Source organism: Halobaculum gomorrense (genome assembly GCF_900129775.1).
GTDB classification, from domain to species: Archaea; Halobacteriota; Halobacteria; order Halobacteriales; family Haloferacaceae; genus Halobaculum; species Halobaculum gomorrense.
In genome coordinates this window covers 454,021-470,843 of the sequence record NZ_FQWV01000001.1, presented here as the reverse complement: position 1 = coordinate 470,843, position 16,823 = coordinate 454,021, and the positions used below count along the sequence as shown (strand labels likewise).

Sequence of the window (16,823 nt, the reverse complement as noted above, 5' to 3'; positions counted from 1 at the left end):
CAGCGACGGCGACCAGTAGCAACTGACAGCGACCAGTAGCGCGGTTGAGAGTGGGCACGTGTAGACACTGAGGCGGCTCTACACGGGGCAGACAGCCGTGCCATTAGTTGGATTACGTCGCCGAAAAAGCCGCCAACTACCGTCGCGTCGGCTATTCCTCGGGCGGTTCGTAGTCGCCGCCGTACTTCGTGAAGAAGAATGCCAGCCCGAGCGTCGACACCATCGCGATGAACGAGGCGATACCGAGGCTCTTCGCTGAGTCGGGCACCTCGGGCGGACCGGCAGCCGTTGCCGTCGGCGTCGGGAGCTGTTCGACGACCTCCAGCGTCCCGACCATCCCAAGCGACTGGTGGGGCTCGCAGTAGTACTCGTACACGCCGGTCGTCTCGAAGGTGAACTCCGTCGAGAAGCCCTCATCCTCGAGCGGCTCGTGGCCGCCCCAGGAGGCGCCATCGGGCTGGCTCTCCACGATGATGTTGTGGCCGCCCGTCACCCACTCGAACGTGACGGTGGTTCCGGGGGTCACGTACAGCGTCTGGTCGGTGCCGGGGACGTACTTGAGGCCCTGGGACCCGGCGCCAACCTCGACGGTGCCGGAGCCGTCGGCGGTGGCCTGCGCGGCGGCGTTCCCGGCGCCCGCTGCGACCGCGCCCGCGGCGGCGGTCGCGCCCGCCGCCCCCCGGAGGAAGCTCCGGCGGCTGAGCGTGTCGTCTTCCATGCCCGCGGCTTGGCGTGTCCCGAACCTATATCCGTCGATCGAATCCGTGGCGGGGGACGGTGCGGAGGCGGTACGGACGCGGGGGCGGTGCGGTCGCTGAAGCGGTGCGGACGCGGTCGTCGAAGCGGTGCGGGCGTGGTCGCTGAAGCGGTGCGGACGCGGTCGCTGAAGCGGTGTGGAAGTCACTAGTAGTTGTTCCGCGAGCGAGGCCGAAGGCCGAGCGAGCGGGAACTTTGGTATGAACGGGTTTTCGCCGAGCGGTTCCCGCAGCGCGCCGCGAAGCGGCGCGCGAGGAAACCCGAGGCGAAAAGAGGTTCTTTAGAACCAGCCGTGGTCGTCGATCGCGTCCTCGTACCAGTCGACCCACTCGGAGAGCACCTCGTCGTGGCCGAAGCCGGCGAACCCGTCGTTCGTCTCCCACTGGGGGAGGTCGCCGCAGGCGACGATCTCGTCGGCCAGCTCCTGGGGCGAGGTGACGAGCCGCCCGCGGTCGAGCCCCTCGACGAGTTCGTGCGCCGACGACCCCGCTTGGTACTCGACGATGCCGACGCAACCGCACGCCAGCGCCCACAGCAGCCCCGTCGCGAACGGCTCGTAGGTCGCCGTCTGGGCGAACACGTGCGAGCCCTTGAGCACGGGGACGAACTCCGCGGCGTCGAGGTCGCCGAGGAACCGCACCCGGTCGTCGATCCGCAGGTCCGCGGCCATGCGCTCGGCGTCGTCGCGGGCGGGGCCGTCGCCGACGACCGCCGCCCGCCAGTCGCGGTCGCGCAGCTCCGCCAGCGCGAGGAGGAACTCGCCGACGTTGGCGTCGCCGTCGAGATCGCGGCCCCACACCACGTCGAAGCGGTCGTCCGCGTCGGCCGAGCGGACCAGGTCGATGTCGATGCTCTCGGGGATCACGCGGACGTTCACGCCGCTGGCGCCGTGCTCGCGCACGGCCGTGCGGACCGTCTCGGAGGGCGCGACTACCCGGTCGGCGCGCGTCGCCGCCTTCCGGTACCGGCGGTCGGAGCCGCGGTCTGGATCGCGCTCCCACCAGTCGAGGACGACCGGGACCCGCAGCATCGCGGCGGTCGTCTTCGCGGTCGTCGCGTGTCCCGGCGGCACCGACACGGCGTGGACGATGTCCGGGTCGACGCGGCGGAGGGCGAAGGGGAGCTTCGATCGGAAGCGGGCGGCGGCGGGCCGCTCGGTCACCGCGTGGTACGCGATATCGTCCTGCTCGAACTGCCGGATCTCGCCGCCCCACCACTGCGCGCACAGCCAGTGGACATCGTGTCCGCGGGCGTCGAGCCCGGTGGCGACGCGGCGCGTCCGACGGACCGCGGGGGCGTCCCGCGTTGTTACCGTGTCCATCGAGACCACCGCGACGCGCATTGTGCGATCGGCTACCAGTGGGGGAATAAAAAGAGAGGCGATACTCCCCGGGGTGCGGTCGGCGCCGCGACGACGCCCGCCCCGAACGCGCGACGCGGGGAGCGAGCCCGTTCGCCGACCCGAACGCTTTCGACGCGCGACGGGGATTACAACGCTATGAGCGACCCGACGTACGACATCGAGCGGTACCTCAACGTCCGCTCGGCCCACAGCGCCGCGTTCGCCCCCGACGGCACCCTCGCGTTCCTGATGGACACCACCGGCACCCCGCAGGTGTGGAGCCTCGACGAGGCGGGGGCCTGGCCCGCACAGCACACCTTCTACGAGGAGCGCGTCACGTTCGTGGACTGGTCTCCCGAGCGCCGCGAACTCGCGTTCGGCATGGACGAGGGCGGCAACGAGCGGATGCAGCTGTACCGGCTCGATCCCGACGCCGGCGTCGTCACCGAGTGGACCGGAATGCCCGACGCGAAACACCGCTGGGGCGGCTGGTCCCACGACGGCGAGCAGTTCGCGTTCGCGTCGAACCGACGCGACGAGTCCGTCTTCGACGTGTACGTGCAGGGGCGTGACGAGACCGGCGACGAGGCCGAGTTGGTGTACGAAGGAGACGGCTGGCTGTCGGTGGCGGGCTGGTCGCCCGACGACACGCGGCTGCTCGTCCACGAGGCGCACGCGAGCTTCGACCACGACCTCCACGTGCTCGACGTGGAGACCGGCGACCTCATCCACCTCACGCCTCACACGAGCGAGGCGCGCTTCCAGAGCCCCGAGTGGGCGCCCGACGGCGACGGCGTGTACGTGTGCACCGACCACGCCTCCGACACTCTCCGGCTGGAGCGGATCGCCCCCGGTGGCAGCGATCGCGGCGGAGACGGACGGGGAGACGAGAGCGGTGGCGACGGGAACCGCGACGGCGATGCGGCGCTCGGCGACCTGTTCGTCGTCGAGGACGGCGGCGACTGGAACGTCGACGGCGTCGTCGTCGACGAGGACACCACCCGGGTCGCCTACTCGCGCAACGTCGACGGCTACACGGAGATCACCGTCGGCGAGTTCACCGCGGCCGACCGCATCGACCCGTTCGCCGAGGCGGAGCTCCCGAAGGGCGTCGCCGGCGGCGTCTCGTTCGGCCCCGACGCCGACCGACTGGCGGCCACCGTCACCGGCAGCACCGTCAACGCGAACGCGTACGTCGTGGACGTGAAGACCGGCGAGGCGTCGCGGTGGACCCACGCCGCGACCGCGGGCATTCCCGAGGAGACGTTCGTCGAGCCGGAGCTGGTCCACTACCCGACCTTCGACGGCCGCGAGATCCCCGCGTTCTTCTCGACGCCCGACGACGCGACCGATGGCGAGACGCCCGTCGTCGTCGACATCCACGGCGGTCCCGAAAGCCAGCGCCGGCCGTCGTTCAACGCCGTGAAGCAGTACTTCCTCAACAACGGCTACGGCGTGTTCGAGCCGAACGTGCGCGGCTCTTCGGGGTACGGGAAGGCGTACGCCCACCTCGACGACGTGGAACGCCGGATGGACTCGGTCGCCGACATCGAGGCGGCCGTCGAGTGGCTCCACGACCACCCCGCCGTCGACCCCGACCGGATCGTCGCCATGGGCGGCAGCTACGGCGGCTTCATGGTGCTCGCGGCGATGACGGAGTACCCCGACCTGTGGGCCGCCGGGGTCGACATCGTCGGCATCGCAAGCTTCGTCACGTTCCTCAAGAACACCGGCGACTGGCGCCGCGAACTGCGCGAGGCCGAGTACGGGAGCCTCGCGGACGACCGGGAGTTCCTGGAGTCCATCTCGCCGATCAACCACGTCGACGAGATCGCGGCGCCGCTGTTCGTCCTCCACGGCGCAAACGACCCCCGGGTTCCCGTCGACGAGGCCGAACAGATCGTCGAGGAGGCGAGCGAACACGTCCCGACGAAGAAGCTGATCTTCGAGGACGAAGGGCACGGCTTCTCGAAGCTGGAGAACCGCATCGAGGCGTACCGCGCGGTCGTCGAGTTCCTCCACGAACACGTGTGAGGGGTTGAGGCGGTCGGCGGAACCGGTCGTCGGCCGTGCACCCTCGGCCGCGACGCCGTCCCGTCACCGGCCGGACGAATGAATTATCTTCTTTGCGATCCATCAGGTCACACTGAACGACTGATGTCTTCTTCTCACGACGCCCGCGTCGTCGTTGCGGTGTCGAGCCGCACGCCCAGCGGATTCGGCGCGGATGTCGTGGACGCGATCGAATCGAGCCTCGACGCGACCGTCCTGCACAAACGCGGCTCCGTCGCGACCGAGTTCCTCCGCGAACTGGGACCGACACTCGACTGCGTCGTCGTCGTCTCCGTCCGGTCGAACTGCGTCGAGAACATCGCTTCCGCGGCGAGGGCGGTCCCGCTGATCGTCTACGGGGACGAAGTGCCGACGGTCCCCGTGGACGAGGTCATCGCCACCGACGGGGGGACGGATCTGCTCGCCCGCCGCGTCTCCGAGCGCGTCGAGCGCGAGCGCGAGCGCAACGCCCTCGCGGAGGCGAACGCGAAGCTGTCGGCGCTGAACGTGTACACCGAGGAGCTGACCGGCTGCCAGTCGGTCAAGGAGGTGAGCGACACGGTCGTCTCGGCGGTGACGAACGCGCTCGGACACGGTCAGTGCGCGCTCGCGCTGCGTGAGGGCGACGAGTTCTATCCGTACGGCCACACGTACGACGGCGAATTGAACGTCAGACTGGACACCGACGAGGGCATCGCCGGGCGGACCTACCAGACGGGCGAGACCCAGATCGTCAGCGACTACCGGACGGATCCGGACCACGTGCGGGACATCGACGGCCTTCGGTCCGTGGTGAGCGTCCCGGTCGGCGACATCGGGGTGTTGCAGGTGACGACCGACCGGCGGGCGGCGTTCGACCGACAAGACGCCGAGTTCATCGAGATCGTCGGGTCCCACGCCGCCGAGGCGCTCGCCCGACTCGAACGGGAGGCCGATCTCCGCGTCGAGCGCGATCGACTGCACTACTTTTTCGACGGGATCAAGTCGCCAGCGGTGTACGTCGAGTCGACCGACGGCGGCGAGCCCGTTCTGACGGAGATGAACTCGGCCTACGAGGCCATGTTCGGATCACAGGAGGTCGGTCGCCCCGTGTCGGAGGCGTTCCCGACCGACACGGAGCGAGCGCTGTTCGGCTCCGACGGCCCGGACGATGTGACCCACCGAGAGATCACTCGCGAGACCGACGACGGACCGGTCGGCCTCACCGTCGGCGTGGTCCCGATCCCGATTTCGGGGATCGAGACGGCGGCGTTCGGACTGTACGCCGCGAGCGTCGAGTTCCCGTAGGGCGCGATGGGCCTCGTACCGGCCACCGACGGCCCCGACCCGCCGCCGGCCGGCACATCATGGACGTCCGTTAAAGTCAACACCGGCGCCGTCCAACCGAGAGCCATGAGTACCCAAGAGCGCGAGGAGGGGCGGCAGATCCGCTGTCTCATCGCGAAGGTCGGTCTCGACGGTCACGACCGCGGCGCGCACGTCATCTCGCGGGCGTTTCGCGACGCCGGCTTCGAGGTCATCTACTCCGGTCTCCACCGCGCGCCCGACGAGATCGTCCAGGCGGCCGTCCAGGAGGACGTCGACGTCCTCGGCATCTCGATCCTCTCGGGGGCGCACAACACGCTCGTTCCGAAGATCGTCGACGGCCTGAAAGAGTACGACGCGTTCGAGGACACCTTGATCCTCGTCGGCGGGATCATTCCCGACGACGACCGCGACGACCTGCTGGAGATGGGTGTCGGCGCCGTCTTCGGCCCCGGGACGCCGATGGAGAAGACGATCGAGTTCGTCCGCGAGAACGTTCACGACCGCGAGTGATGACGGTCACAAGAACGGAGTCGGCGCTGGTCGACGACTTGCTGGACGGAAAACACCGGGCGCTCGCGCGCGTCATCACGAAGATCGAGAACCGCTCGCCGGGCTACCGCGAGATCGTCTCTGCGCTCCACGCCCACACCGGGGCCGCAGACGTGATCGGTATCACAGGCAGCCCTGGCGCCGGGAAGTCGACGCTGGTCGACAAACTGGCGAAGGCGTACCGCGACCGCGGCGACACCGTCGGCGTCATCGCGGTCGACCCGTCCTCGCCGTACACCGGCGGGGCGGTGCTGGGCGACCGGATCCGGATGGCCTCCAACGTCGGCGACATGGACGTGTTCTTCCGGTCGATGAGCGCGAGAGGCACGCTCGGCGGCCTCTCGACGGCCACGTCTGACACGGTGAAAGCGCTCGACGCCTTCGGCAAAGACACGGTGATCATCGAGACGGTCGGCGCCGGACAAAACGAGGTAGACATCGTGAAGACCGCCGACACGGTGTGCGTCCTCGTCCAGCCCGGCTCGGGCGACGACGTGCAGATGCTGAAGGCGGGGATCCTCGAGATCGGCGACGTGTTCGTCGTCAACAAGGCCGACATGGACGGCGCCGAGCGCACGGTCGCCGAGTTGGAGGAGATGATCCACATGCGCGAGAACCCCGCGGCGGGGCTGAACACCGGCCACCACGGCCCCGTCGACGAGGAGGAGATGGCGCAGGTCGCCATCGACGACGCGGACGAGGCGACGTGGGACCCTGAGGTCGTCGAGACGGTCGCCACCGACGCCACCGGCGTCGAGGAGCTGATCGACACGCTCGACGACCACGCCGCGTGGCTCCGCGAGACCGGCCGGATCGATAACAAGGCGCGCACGCGGTACGCCGAGGAGATCCGCCAGTTGGTCCGCAGCGACACCGCGGCCCTGCTGGAGGAGGTGATCGAGGCCCGCGGCGGGATCGACGCGCTCGCCGACGACGTGCTCGCGAAGGAAACGGATCCTTACACCGTGGCCGACGAGTTGGTCGCGCCCGTGCGCGAGTGCGTCGACGAGGAGTTGGAGCGGTAATCGGTCGATCGCGGCGACGAGGTCGCCGCCTCGGGACACGCCGTCCGCTGGTCGCTACGGGTCGAGAAGGACAAACCGTGCGCGGGTTCGATCACTAGACGTACGTGAACCACTCCTCGTGGTCGTCGGTGCGACGCTCCACGAGGTCGAAGAACGCGGTCTGGAGTTCCTCGGTGATCGGTCCGCGCGAGCCGTTGCCGATCTCGACGTTGTCGACCTGCCGGATCGGCGTGACCTCAGCCGCCGAGCCGGTGAAGAACAACTCGTCTGCGGTGTTCAGCTCGCCGCGCGAGATACTCACGTTGTCGTGGACGGTGTAGCCGCGCTCGCGGGCCAGTTCGATCACCGTGTTGCGAGTGATGCCGTCGAGGATCGATTCCGACAGGCCGGGCGTGAAGATCTCGCCGTCGCGCACGAGGAAGATGTTCTCGCCGGGACCCTCCGCGACGTTGCCCTCCTTGTTGAGGACGATGGCCTCCTTGTAGCCGTTGCGGCGGGCCTCCTCACCCGCGAGCAGGGAGTTGACGTACAGCCCCGTCGTCTTCGCGTTCGTCGGGATCTGCGAGGAGGAGTGTTTGCGCCACGAGGACACCATCGCCTTGATGCCGTTCTCCAGCGCCTCGTCGCCGAGGTACGTGCCCCACGGCCACGCCGCGATCGCCACGTCGGTCGGGCAGTCGCCCGGCGAGACGCCCAGCTGGTGGTAGCCGTAGTAGGCGATGGGGCGGACGTACGCCGAGTCGAGGTCGTTGCGGCGGATGACCTCCATCGTCGCCTCGGTCAGCTCCTCTCGGGAGTAGGGGATCTCCATGTCGTACGGCTTCGTCGACTCGAAGAAGCGGTCGAGGTGCTCTTCCCAGCGGAACACCGCCGTCCCCTCTCCGGTGTCGTACGCGCGCACGCCCTCGAAGACGCCCGTGCCGTAGTGCAGTCCGTGCGTGAGGACGTGCGTCGTCGCGTCGTCCCAGTCGACGTACTCGCCGTTTTGCCAGATGGTGTCGACGTCCATCTCCGCGAAGCCAGCCATACGCAGTCGCAGGATTTGCCGGACAATAAATACCACAGAAACGCCGGGGAGCCCACCCCCGTTCACCCCCCATTCGCGGCTCCCGCGCAGTCACCGCCGTCCCGCCACGTCGGCGTCGCTCACCGCCGGTCGGCACACGCCACCACGTCGAGATCTCCGGATCCGACTTCCATCTACGACTGTGAATAATAAAAACGTATATTTTAATTACTTCAGTGAATTACCGATCGGTGATGGATACGCAGACGCCACGCGCCGACGGAGCCCGCGGCGACGTGCGGCCGCCGACGTTCCGAGAGGCGCTCGTGCCGCTCGCGGTCGTCGTCGCCTCGCTGGGCGTCGGCTCGGGGCTGCTCGGGCTGTCGCCGCACGCGCCGCTGCTGTGGAGCATCGCCTTCGCCGGGCTGTTCGCGCGCTACCGGCTCGGCTACGACTGGGACGGTGTCTACGACGCCGCCGAGGGCGGCCTGCTGATGGGCATGCAGGCGGTCCTCATTCTGTTCGTCATCTACGGACTGATCGCGACGTGGACGGCGGCCGGGACCATCCCGGGGCTGATGTACTACGGGCTCGGCCTGCTGTCGCCGGCCGTGTTCCTCCCGGCGACCGCGCTGCTGTCGGCCGTCGTCGCGTTCGCCATCGGCTCCTCGTGGACGACCGTCGGGACGCTCGGGGTCGCGTTCATCGGCATCGGGAGCGGGCTGGACGTGTCGGCGCCGATGACCGCCGGGGCCATCGTCTCGGGGGCGTACGCCGGCGACAAGCAGAGCCCCCTGTCGGACACGACCAACCTCGCGGCCGCGGTGACGGACACTGACCTGTACGACCACATCAACGCCATGCGCCTCGGCACCGCCGTCGCGCTTGGCCTCTCGGTCGTCGGCTACGCCGTCCTCGGCATGTTCGCGGTGACTGGGTCCGGCGGCGACGCCGCCGCGATCACCGAGCCGCTCGCGTCGGCGTACGCGCTCGGTCCGCTCGTGTTCCTCCCGCTGGTGGTCACGTTCGGGCTGGCGATCAGCGGGTACCCGGCGCTCCCGTCGCTGATCGCGGGCGTGTTCGCCGGCGCCGGCACCGCCGTGCTCGCGCAGGGTCGGTCGTTCACCGCCGCCTGGGACGCGTTCCTCAACGGCACCGCGCCCGAGACGGGGAGCGAGCTCGTCAACGGGCTGTTGGCGACCGGCGGCGTCGCCGGATCGGGCTGGACCATCGCGGTCGTCGTCGCCGCCCTCGCGCTGGGCGGACTGCTGGAGGGCACCGGCGTACTCGCGGTGGTGGCCGATCGGCTGGCCGACGTTGTGTGGTCTCGCGGCTCTCTCGTGGTCGCCACGGGGGCCGCCGCGCTGCTCACGAACGCGTTCACCGCCCAGCAGTACATGAGCATCGTCGTCCCCGGGGTCAGCCTCCGGGAGCTGTACGACGAGTACGGCCTCGACTCGCGGGACCTCTCGCGAGCCGTCGAGGCCGCGGGTACCCCCACCGGGCCGCTGTTCCCGTGGCACGCCGGCGCCGTCTTCATGGCGGCGGCGCTCGGCTTCGAGTCGTCGTGGGCGTTCGTCCCGTACTACTTCTTCGGGCCGCTGTCGGTGCTGGCGCTCGTCGGGATGGCGCTGGCCGGGCGGGCGACGACGCCGACGGACGCGGAGAGGGGGGCCGCACCCGCGGACGACTAACGCGAGACGCAGGCGAAGCGAGGGAGCCCCTGACGGGTCGGCGATACTGTTCTCCAACTCGGTCGCTACCGGCGAAACCGCTCAGTCTCGTGTGTCCCGTCGAACAGGTCGATGACTCCCTCGCCGCACGGCCGGAATCCGAGCGACTCGTAGAAGCGTCGCCCGCAATGGTTGGCGGCCAGACACTCGACGTACACCGGCGTGTCGTCCCCGGTCGCGTCCGTGCCCCGCCCCACGAGCGCGGTTCCGACGCCGTCCCCCCAGTGGTCGGGGTCGACGTAGACCGCCCGGAGCTGCGCGGCGCCGTCTGGAACGAACGCGTGGGTGTGTTCAGGCCCCAGCGCGACGTTGCAGACGCCGACGACCCGGTCATCGACGACCGCCACGAGGAACAGGAGGCCGTCGGCCTCGCGCTTGCGCTCGAACCTCGCTCCCGGATAGAACTCGGCGGGGTCGGCCGTTGCCTCCGCCAGCGCGTCGCCGTCGAGGACGCCGTCGTAGCCGTGGCGCCACGACCGCGCCAGGGTCTCCTGTATCTCGCGGCGGTCGCGGGCGGCGGCGACGCGGACGGCGATGTCGGCGGACACGAGTCTCCGCTCGGCCGTCGTTCGAAAAGTCGTTTCGGCGGCGTGTGACCGCGAATCGGGGCGCGTCGTGAGCCCCGACGGCTACCGCAGCGCCTCGATCAGCTCCTCGCCCTCGACGTACGGGAAGCCGTGGCGGTCGGCGTACTCGCGGGCGGCCGCCGGCGACAGCGCGGCGCCGGTCTCGTCGTCGAGCATCTCGCAGACGACGACCGCGGGCGGCTGATCTGTCTCGGCCGCCATCGCGAGCCCCAGCTCCGTGTGACCCAGGCGGTCGTCGAGCCCGTTGGGCGCACCGCGGAGCACGTGGACGTGGCCGGGGGCGCGGAACTCCGCGGCGAACGCCTCCGGGTCGTAGTCGACGCCGCCCTCGACGGCGGCGGCCATCGACGCCAGCTCCGTGATCGTCCTGGCGCGGTCGTCGTCGGTGATCCCGGTGAACGTGTCGCGGTGGTTCACCGGCAGCGAGAACGACGAGCGGTCGTCGTACCCGAGGTCGTGGCTCGCGGCCGCCGGGTGGTCGATCCGATCTGCGAGGAACGGCAGCCCGACCGCGTCGGCGACGGCGTCAGAGACGGCGACGCAGATCAGCCCGCCGGCGTCGTTGCGCATGCGCGCCACGTCCGCCGGGGCGACGCTGCCCGCGGGGTACACGAGATCCGTCTCCCCCTCGCGGTCGTCGAAGTCGTGGACGAGCACCGGCCCGCCGGCGCGAAACGCCGCGAGCGCCCTGTCGAGGCGCCCCGCCTGCCGGCTCACGCCGACCCCCCGGCGCCGGACGCCTCGGTCGCTGGCGCCGACTCGTCGGCGCGCTCGGCGTCGGTGACGTACACCCGGACCTCGTCGTCGTCGTCCAGTCCCAGCTCGTCGCGCAGCCTCGCCGGCGCGATCAGTTCGAGTTGGTCCTCGTCGTGGTGGGTGCGCTCGGGCACGATGACGTGGACCGGCGCAAACGATTCGCCGTCGACGCGGACCTCCGCGGCGTAACACGTCGCCGGCCCGAACGTCCGCTCCTCGTCCTCCCAGCCGTCGATCGGCACGCCCTCGACGGAGTCCAACCCCGCGCGGGCGCGCACGGCGGCCTCCGACAGTTCGACGTTCAGCGTCCCCGGAAACGGCTCGTAGCCCAGGCGCTCGACGAACTGCTCGTGATAGCCCGACAGCTGGATGTAGTGGCGACCCTCGCCCATCCCGGAGGTGACCGTCCCCGACAGCGAGAGGCCGGCCTCGCCCTCGAACAGCCTTCGGTAGTCGGCGTACTCCGCGCGCAGGCGGCGCTCGCCGGCGTCCGTCACCGTCACCCACTGCCCGTCGCCGACGACGTCGCGGTCGAGCAAGCCGGCGGATTCGAGCCGCTGGAGTCGGCGAGAGGCCGTCTGGCTGGAGGCGTCGAGTCGCTCGCCCAGCGTCGAACAGGAGACCTTCACCGGCTCGCGGAGCCCGCCGTAGAGCGCGACCGTCTTCAGTGCGACCACCTCGTCGTGGCCGACGGTCGTCGTGGAAGCACTCATTGCCCTGTTCTCGGTGGGCGCGACGCAAAAGGGTACCGGATATGGTAGGCGTAACAGAACCGTTACGAACTGTGCCGCATTGAATATCTGTACCGGAACTGTGACTGCGACGTACCAAAAGCCGTCGGTGTCGGTGGCGAACGCGGCGGCGACCGACGAGGGTCCGGCATCGGCCGACGTGACCGACGCCGCCCCGCCTGCACCGTCGCCCCGCGGCCGGACGCATCGGAAACCCATTTATCGGCGGCGGGGAAAGCCTCGCGCATGTTCAGACAGTTCCGGTCGGCCGTGGCGGCGGCGCTCTCGGACGCGCTCGCCGACCTCGGCTACCCGACCGACGACCTCGGCATCGAGGACCCGCCCGACGGCGTCGACGCAACGCTGGCCTCAAGCGTCGCGTTCCGGCTGGCGAGCGAGGCGGGCGCGCCGCCGCCGGAGGTGTCCGTCGAGGTCGCCGAGGCGGTCGACGTGGCGGGCACCGAGTACCTCGCGCGCGTCGACACCAACGGGCCGTACGTGAACTTCTTCGTCGCCGACGCGTACCTCGCGGACACGCTCGACGCCGCACGCGACGCCGAGTACGGCCGTCTCCCGCCGAACGGCGAGTCGGTCGTCGTGGAGCACACCTCCGCGAATCCCACGGGCCCGGTCCACGTCGGCCGGGCGCGCAACCCCATCATCGGCGACGCTGTCGCCAACGCCATCGAGTACGCCGGCTACGACGTGGACCGGCACTACTACGTCAACGACGCCGGCCGGCAGATGGCGATCTTCACGTGGGCCTACGAGACGTTCGACGAGAGCGATCTCCCCGAGCCGGCCCGCGACAAGGCCGACTACGACCTCGTGCGCTACTACCGCAAGGGGAACGAGGTGCTGGAGGAGGGCGACGAGCAGACGGTGGAGGCGGCGGAGGCGGAGGTCTCGTCGATCCTGCAGGGACTGGAGTCGGGCGACGAGGAGACGTACGAACGCGTCGGCGAGGTCGTCGACACCGTGCTCGCGGGCATGGAGGCGTCGCTCGCCCGCCTCCCGGCCGCGTTCGACGAGTTCGTCAAGGAGACACGCTTCATCCGCGACGGCTCCTGTGATGAGGTCGCCGAGCGTCTGAAAGCTCTCGACGAGTCGGTGCTTGAGGAAGGCGCTTGGCAGGTCGACCTCTCGGAGTACGGCTACGAGAAGAAGCTCGTGTTCCTCCGCTCGGACGGCACCTCGCTGTACACCACCCGCGACCTCGCCCACCACGAGTGGAAGTTCGAGAACTACGACCGCGCGGTGACGGTGCTCGGCGAGGACCACAAGCTCCAGGCCGGGCAGCTGCAGGCCGCGCTCGACCTGCTGGGCAACGACACCGACCGCCTGCAGTCCACGTTCTACTCGTACGTGAACCTCCCCGAGGGGAAGATGTCCACGCGCGCGGGAACCGCCGTGAACCTCGACGACCTGCTCGACGAGGCGATCAACCGCGCCCGCGAGGAGGTGGAGTCCCGGATGGACGACCGCATCCGCGACGACGACCTGCGCGAAGAGGATGTCGACCGCATCGCCCGCCAGGTCGGCATCGGCGCGGTCCGTTACGACATCGTCAGCAAGCAGCCGACGAAGTCGATCACCTTCGAGTGGGACCGCGCGCTCGACTTCGAGGCGCAGTCGGCGCCATACGTCCAGTACGTCCACGCGCGCTGCTGTGGGATCGTTGACGAGGCGGGCGACGAGGAGATCGCGCCCGACGCCGCTGTCGATCCGGAGGCGCTGTCGACGCCCGAGGAACGCGACTTGCTGAAGGTCGTCGCGCGGTTCCCCGCCGTCGTCGAGCAGGCGGCCGAGGACCTGGAGCCGCACCGCGTCGCCACCTACACCCGCGAGTTCGCGGAGACGTTCAACGCCTTCTACCGGGAGTGCCCCGTGCTCACCGCCGACGACGAGGCGACCCGCGAGGCTCGCCTCGCGCTCGTCGCCGCCGCGCGACACACCGTCGCGAACGCACTCGACGTGCTCGGGGTCGAGGCGCCCGAGTCCATGTAAGGGAGAAGGAACGTGGTCGGGAGTGTCTCGGCTCTACACCGCCAGCGCCGGCCACAGCGCGCCCGCCGGCGTGATCAGGCTCCCGCCGACCGAGAGCACCACGATAGCGCCCAGCCCGAGCGCGAGGACGATGAAGACGAGGATCCACCAGACCGGCACGGAGTCGTTGCCTGCTTCGCTCATACTCCCGAGAGGCGGCGGCGACGAAAAGAAACTCCCGATTCGATTCCCGCGGCCGGTTACGACGACCGGAACAGCCGACCGAGGAAGCCGCCGTTGTCGCGGCCGTCTTCCTCGTCGTCCTCGTCGCCGTCGTCGCTCTCCTGTTTCGCCTGCTCGGTGCGCTCCTTGCTCTGCTGGGCGAAGGGGATCACGTCCTCGCCGATCTCCGCGGACTCGCCAGACTCGGCGTCCTCGACGGTCGGAGGATCATCGGGCTCCTCCCGGTAGCCCGCGTACTCGTCGCCTTCCAGTACCGTGGTCCGAGCCGCCACCGCGGCGTCGTCCTCCGCGTCGTCGCCGGCGCCGGCGGGGTCGTCGTCGAGGATGACCGCGTCGTCGACTTCCAGATCCGGGTCAGCCGCGGACTCAGAGTCAGATCCGGCATCGTCCGCGGTACCCGCGTCGGCGTCCGATTGGGTCTCGGCGTCCTGCTCTGGCTCCGTCTCGGTACCCGATTCGACCGCCGTGTCCGCCTCCGGATCGGCGGTCGCCTCCGCTGTCGAAGCCGCCTCGGTGGCTTCGGCGGCCTCGGCGGTGGCGTCGCCCGTCGAACCGCTCGTCGGGTCGGGGTCAGCGTCGGGATCGGGGAGGTCCAGCGCGGCCTCGGGCTGGTCGTCGGTCGCGGCTGCCGCGTCGTACTCGGGGTCGTCGGGTGTCGCCCCCGCGTTGTCGGGGGTGACCGCCGGGCGGATCGGCTCGCCGGTGAGCGACGACGCCAGCGATCGGTACGCCGCCGCGGGGTCGCTGTCGGGCGCGTGCGCCGACAGCGGGCTGCCCGCCGCCTGCGCCTCAGCGACCAGCGGGTCGTCCGGGATCGCACCGAGCACCGGCACGTCGACGGCGCCGGTGTCCTCGTCCCCCTCGGCTTCGTTGAGCGCGAGGCCGACCACGTCGCCGCCGAGCTTCTCGGTGAGCTCCTGGGTCTTGCGGGTGTTTGCGAGCCCGTCGCGCGTCGGCGTCGATACGAGGAGGACGCCGTCGGCGACCGACAGCGGGAGGGCCGTCTGGTGGGTCAAGCCGGCGCCCGTGTCGACGATCACGTAGTCGGCGCCCGTGATCGCCTCCAGCACGTCGACGATCTCCCCCGGCTCGGCCTTCCGGAAGTGGTCGAGGCTGTCGCCGCCCGGGAGCACCGCGAGCCCGTGGGGGCCCTCGCGGGTCGCCTCGGCGGGGTCGGCCTCGCCCGCGAGCACGTCGTGCAGCGTCATCTCCCCCGGGACGACGCCGAGCGACGGGCCGAGGCTGGCCGACCCGAGATCCGCGTCGACAGCGATCGTGTCGTAGCCGGCGGCCGCGAGCGTGGCCGCGAGGTTGGCGGTTGTCGTGGTCTTTCCCACCCCCCCTTTGACGCTCGCGACGGCGTAGATTGTCGGCATTTACCGTGGGTACGGCGGTCCCACGTGATAAATGTGGGTCCCCACACTCGGGTATTCAACAGGTACTTACCCCGCGGACGGCCTACTAGCCCGTAATGAGCAGCGACGCCGAGGAGGGCCAACCGAGCGAGGACCGACGGAAGTACGAGTTCCGGAAGGTCCTCGACGAGCTCGACGACTTCGAGGGCTCGGGGACCCAACTCGTCACGATCTACATCCCCGACGACAAGCAGATCTCCGACGTGGTCGCGCACGTCACCCAAGAGCACAGCGAGGCGTCCAACATCAAGTCCAAGCAGACGCGGACGGCCGTGCAGGACGCGCTGACGAGCATCAAGGACCGCCTCCGCTACTACGACACCTACCCGCCCGACAACGGGATCGTCATCTTCTCGGGCGCGGTCGACTCCGGCGGCGGCCAGACCGAGATGGTGACGAAGGTGCTGGAGTCGCCGCCCGAGCCGATCCAGTCGTTCCGCTACCACTGCGACTCGGACTTCCTCACCCAGCCGCTGGAGGACATGATGACCGACAAGGGCCTGTTCGGGCTCATCGTCCTCGACCGGCGGGAGGCGAACGTCGGCTGGCTCAAGGGCAAGCGCGTCGAACCCGTCAAGTCCGCCTCCTCGCTGGTGCCCGGCAAGCAGCGGAAGGGCGGCCAGTCGGCGCAGCGGTTCGCCCGCCTGCGCCTGGAGGCCATCGACAACTTCTATCAGGAGGTCGCGGGGATGGCGAACGACCTGATGGTCGACAAGCGCCACGACATCGAGGGGATCCTCGTGGGCGGCCCCTCGCCGACGAAAGACGAGTTCCTCGACGGCGACTACCTCCACCACGAGCTGCAGGACCACGTCATCGGGAAGTTCGACGTGGCCTACACCGACGAGTCGGGGCTGTACGACCTGGTCGACGCCGCGAGCGAGGTGCTCGCCGACCAGGAGGTGATGAAGGACAAACGGGAGATGGAGGAGTTCTTCGAGAACCTCCACACCGGCGACAAGGCGACCTACGGCTTCGAGCAGACCCGCCGCAACCTCATCATGGGTTCGGTCGAGCGCCTGCTCCTCTCTGAGGACCTCCAGGACGACGTGATCACCTACGAGTGTCCGAACGGCCACGAGGAGCGCGAGATCGTCGAACGCCGCCACTCCACGCCCGACCACGAGTGTGAGGAGTGCGACGAGGTCGTCGACGCGAGCGACGCCGGCGAGCGCGAGGACGTCGTCGAACACCTCATCGAGATCGCCGAGCAGCGCGGCACTGAGACGAAGTTCATCTCCACCGACTTCGAGAAGGGCGAACAGCTCATGGACGCCTTCGGCGGCGTCGCCGGCATCCTCCGCTACTCCACGGGCGTGTGAGCGCCGACGGCC

At 69.7% G+C, this 16,823-nt stretch carries 15 protein-coding genes; 7 read left to right on the top strand and 8 right to left on the bottom strand.

What is annotated here, in order from left to right:
- Positions 1-151: 151 nt before the first annotated feature.
- Together BUE16_RS02360 and BUE16_RS02355 are read right to left on the bottom strand one after the other, a co-directional pair.
- The gene (locus tag BUE16_RS02360) at positions 152-718 is read right to left on the bottom strand and encodes a plastocyanin/azurin family copper-binding protein (protein ID WP_073306790.1); all 567 of its coding nucleotides are present in this window, start codon (positions 716-718) and stop codon (positions 152-154) included.
- Between the two features lie 318 nt (positions 719-1,036).
- Positions 1,037-2,098 carry a glycosyltransferase family 4 protein gene (locus BUE16_RS02355; RefSeq protein ID WP_073306789.1) on the bottom strand — a complete coding sequence of 354 codons (1,062 nt, stop codon included), beginning with the start codon at positions 2,096-2,098 and terminating at the stop codon, positions 1,037-1,039.
- A gap of 156 nt (positions 2,099-2,254) precedes the next feature.
- Between BUE16_RS02355 and BUE16_RS02350 the strand changes: the two genes are divergently transcribed.
- The 4 genes from BUE16_RS02350 to meaB all read left to right on the top strand — a co-directional run bounded on the left by BUE16_RS02350 (position 2,255) and on the right by meaB (position 7,032).
- Positions 2,255-4,132: a S9 family peptidase gene (locus tag BUE16_RS02350; protein WP_073306788.1), complete on the top strand. Its 1,878-nt coding sequence runs from the start codon at positions 2,255-2,257 to the stop codon at positions 4,130-4,132.
- Positions 4,133-4,255: 123 nt separating this feature from the next.
- Positions 4,256-5,437, top strand: coding sequence for a GAF domain-containing protein (locus tag BUE16_RS02345; protein WP_073306787.1), 1,182 nt, complete (start codon positions 4,256-4,258; stop codon positions 5,435-5,437).
- A 105-nt stretch (positions 5,438-5,542) separates the two neighbouring features.
- Entirely contained in the window at positions 5,543-5,968 is a 426-nt protein-coding gene (locus BUE16_RS02340) for a cobalamin B12-binding domain-containing protein (protein WP_073306786.1), read from the top strand.
- A complete protein-coding gene (gene meaB / locus BUE16_RS02335; RefSeq protein WP_073306785.1) occupies positions 5,968-7,032 on the top strand; it encodes a methylmalonyl Co-A mutase-associated GTPase MeaB in 1,065 nt (354 codons plus the stop codon). Before BUE16_RS02340 ends, meaB begins: the two co-directional genes overlap by 1 nt.
- A gap of 94 nt (positions 7,033-7,126) precedes the next feature.
- Here the strand turns inward: meaB and BUE16_RS02330 are convergent, their stop codons facing one another.
- Positions 7,127-8,059, bottom strand: a complete 933-nt coding sequence (locus tag BUE16_RS02330; protein WP_073306784.1) for a branched-chain amino acid transaminase — start codon at positions 8,057-8,059, stop codon at positions 7,127-7,129.
- 233 nt (positions 8,060-8,292) lie between these two features.
- Between BUE16_RS02330 and arcD the strand changes: the two genes are divergently transcribed.
- A complete protein-coding gene (arcD, locus tag BUE16_RS02325; protein ID WP_073306783.1) occupies positions 8,293-9,732 on the top strand; it encodes an arginine/ornithine antiporter ArcD in 1,440 nt (479 codons plus the stop codon).
- A gap of 65 nt (positions 9,733-9,797) precedes the next feature.
- Here the strand turns inward: arcD and BUE16_RS02320 are convergent, their stop codons facing one another.
- From BUE16_RS02320 to BUE16_RS02310, 3 genes are all read right to left on the bottom strand, one after another.
- A complete protein-coding gene (locus BUE16_RS02320) occupies positions 9,798-10,319 on the bottom strand; it encodes a GNAT family N-acetyltransferase (RefSeq protein ID WP_079991454.1) in 522 nt (173 codons plus the stop codon).
- An 81-nt stretch (positions 10,320-10,400) separates the two neighbouring features.
- Positions 10,401-11,075, bottom strand: coding sequence for a 3,4-dihydroxy-2-butanone-4-phosphate synthase (gene ribB, locus BUE16_RS02315; protein WP_073306782.1), 675 nt, complete (start codon positions 11,073-11,075; stop codon positions 10,401-10,403).
- Positions 11,072-11,827 (bottom strand): DUF120 domain-containing protein, encoded by a 756-nt coding sequence (locus BUE16_RS02310; protein WP_073306781.1) that lies wholly within the window; start codon positions 11,825-11,827, stop codon positions 11,072-11,074. Before BUE16_RS02310 ends, ribB begins: the two co-directional genes overlap by 4 nt.
- A 264-nt stretch (positions 11,828-12,091) precedes the next feature.
- Between BUE16_RS02310 and argS the strand changes: the two genes are divergently transcribed.
- The gene (gene argS / locus BUE16_RS02305; RefSeq protein ID WP_073306780.1) at positions 12,092-13,852 is read left to right on the top strand and encodes an arginine--tRNA ligase; all 1,761 of its coding nucleotides are present in this window, start codon (positions 12,092-12,094) and stop codon (positions 13,850-13,852) included.
- 33 nt (positions 13,853-13,885) lie between these two features.
- Here argS and BUE16_RS16810 read toward each other — a convergent pair whose 3' ends face one another.
- The gene (locus BUE16_RS16810) at positions 13,886-14,035 is read right to left on the bottom strand and encodes a hypothetical protein (protein WP_200778347.1); all 150 of its coding nucleotides are present in this window, start codon (positions 14,033-14,035) and stop codon (positions 13,886-13,888) included.
- Positions 14,036-14,091: 56 nt separating this feature from the next.
- Positions 14,092-15,450, bottom strand: a complete 1,359-nt coding sequence (locus BUE16_RS02300; RefSeq protein WP_073306779.1) for a MinD/ParA family ATP-binding protein — start codon at positions 15,448-15,450, stop codon at positions 14,092-14,094.
- Between the two features lie 95 nt (positions 15,451-15,545).
- Here BUE16_RS02300 and prf1 point away from each other — a divergent pair, with 95 nt between their 5' ends.
- Positions 15,546-16,811 (top strand): peptide chain release factor aRF-1, encoded by a 1,266-nt coding sequence (gene prf1, locus BUE16_RS02295; RefSeq protein WP_073306778.1) that lies wholly within the window; start codon positions 15,546-15,548, stop codon positions 16,809-16,811.
- The last annotated feature ends 12 nt before the right edge of the window (positions 16,812-16,823 follow it).

Bases quoted from the DNA above. Each gene is read 5' to 3' on its own strand.
- BUE16_RS02350 (WP_073306788.1), top strand. From the start codon at position 2,255: ATGAGCGACCCGACGTACGACATCGAGCGGTACCTCAACGTCCGCTCG.
- BUE16_RS02345 (WP_073306787.1), top strand. From the start codon at position 4,256: ATGTCTTCTTCTCACGACGCCCGCGTCGTCGTTGCGGTGTCGAGCCGC.
- BUE16_RS16810 (WP_200778347.1), bottom strand. From the start codon at position 14,035: ATGAGCGAAGCAGGCAACGACTCCGTGCCGGTCTGGTGGATCCTCGTC.
- BUE16_RS02310 (WP_073306781.1), bottom strand. From the start codon at position 11,827: ATGAGTGCTTCCACGACGACCGTCGGCCACGACGAGGTGGTCGCACTG.
- BUE16_RS02300 (WP_073306779.1), bottom strand. From the start codon at position 15,450: ATGCCGACAATCTACGCCGTCGCGAGCGTCAAAGGGGGGGTGGGAAAG.
- meaB (WP_073306785.1), top strand. From the start codon at position 5,968: ATGACGGTCACAAGAACGGAGTCGGCGCTGGTCGACGACTTGCTGGAC.
- BUE16_RS02355 (WP_073306789.1), bottom strand. From the start codon at position 2,098: ATGCGCGTCGCGGTGGTCTCGATGGACACGGTAACAACGCGGGACGCC.
- BUE16_RS02330 (WP_073306784.1), bottom strand. From the start codon at position 8,059: ATGGCTGGCTTCGCGGAGATGGACGTCGACACCATCTGGCAAAACGGC.
- BUE16_RS02360 (WP_073306790.1), bottom strand. From the start codon at position 718: ATGGAAGACGACACGCTCAGCCGCCGGAGCTTCCTCCGGGGGGCGGCG.
- BUE16_RS02340 (WP_073306786.1), top strand. From the start codon at position 5,543: ATGAGTACCCAAGAGCGCGAGGAGGGGCGGCAGATCCGCTGTCTCATC.
- argS (WP_073306780.1), top strand. From the start codon at position 12,092: ATGTTCAGACAGTTCCGGTCGGCCGTGGCGGCGGCGCTCTCGGACGCG.
- prf1 (WP_073306778.1), top strand. From the start codon at position 15,546: ATGAGCAGCGACGCCGAGGAGGGCCAACCGAGCGAGGACCGACGGAAG.
- arcD (WP_073306783.1), top strand. From the start codon at position 8,293: ATGGATACGCAGACGCCACGCGCCGACGGAGCCCGCGGCGACGTGCGG.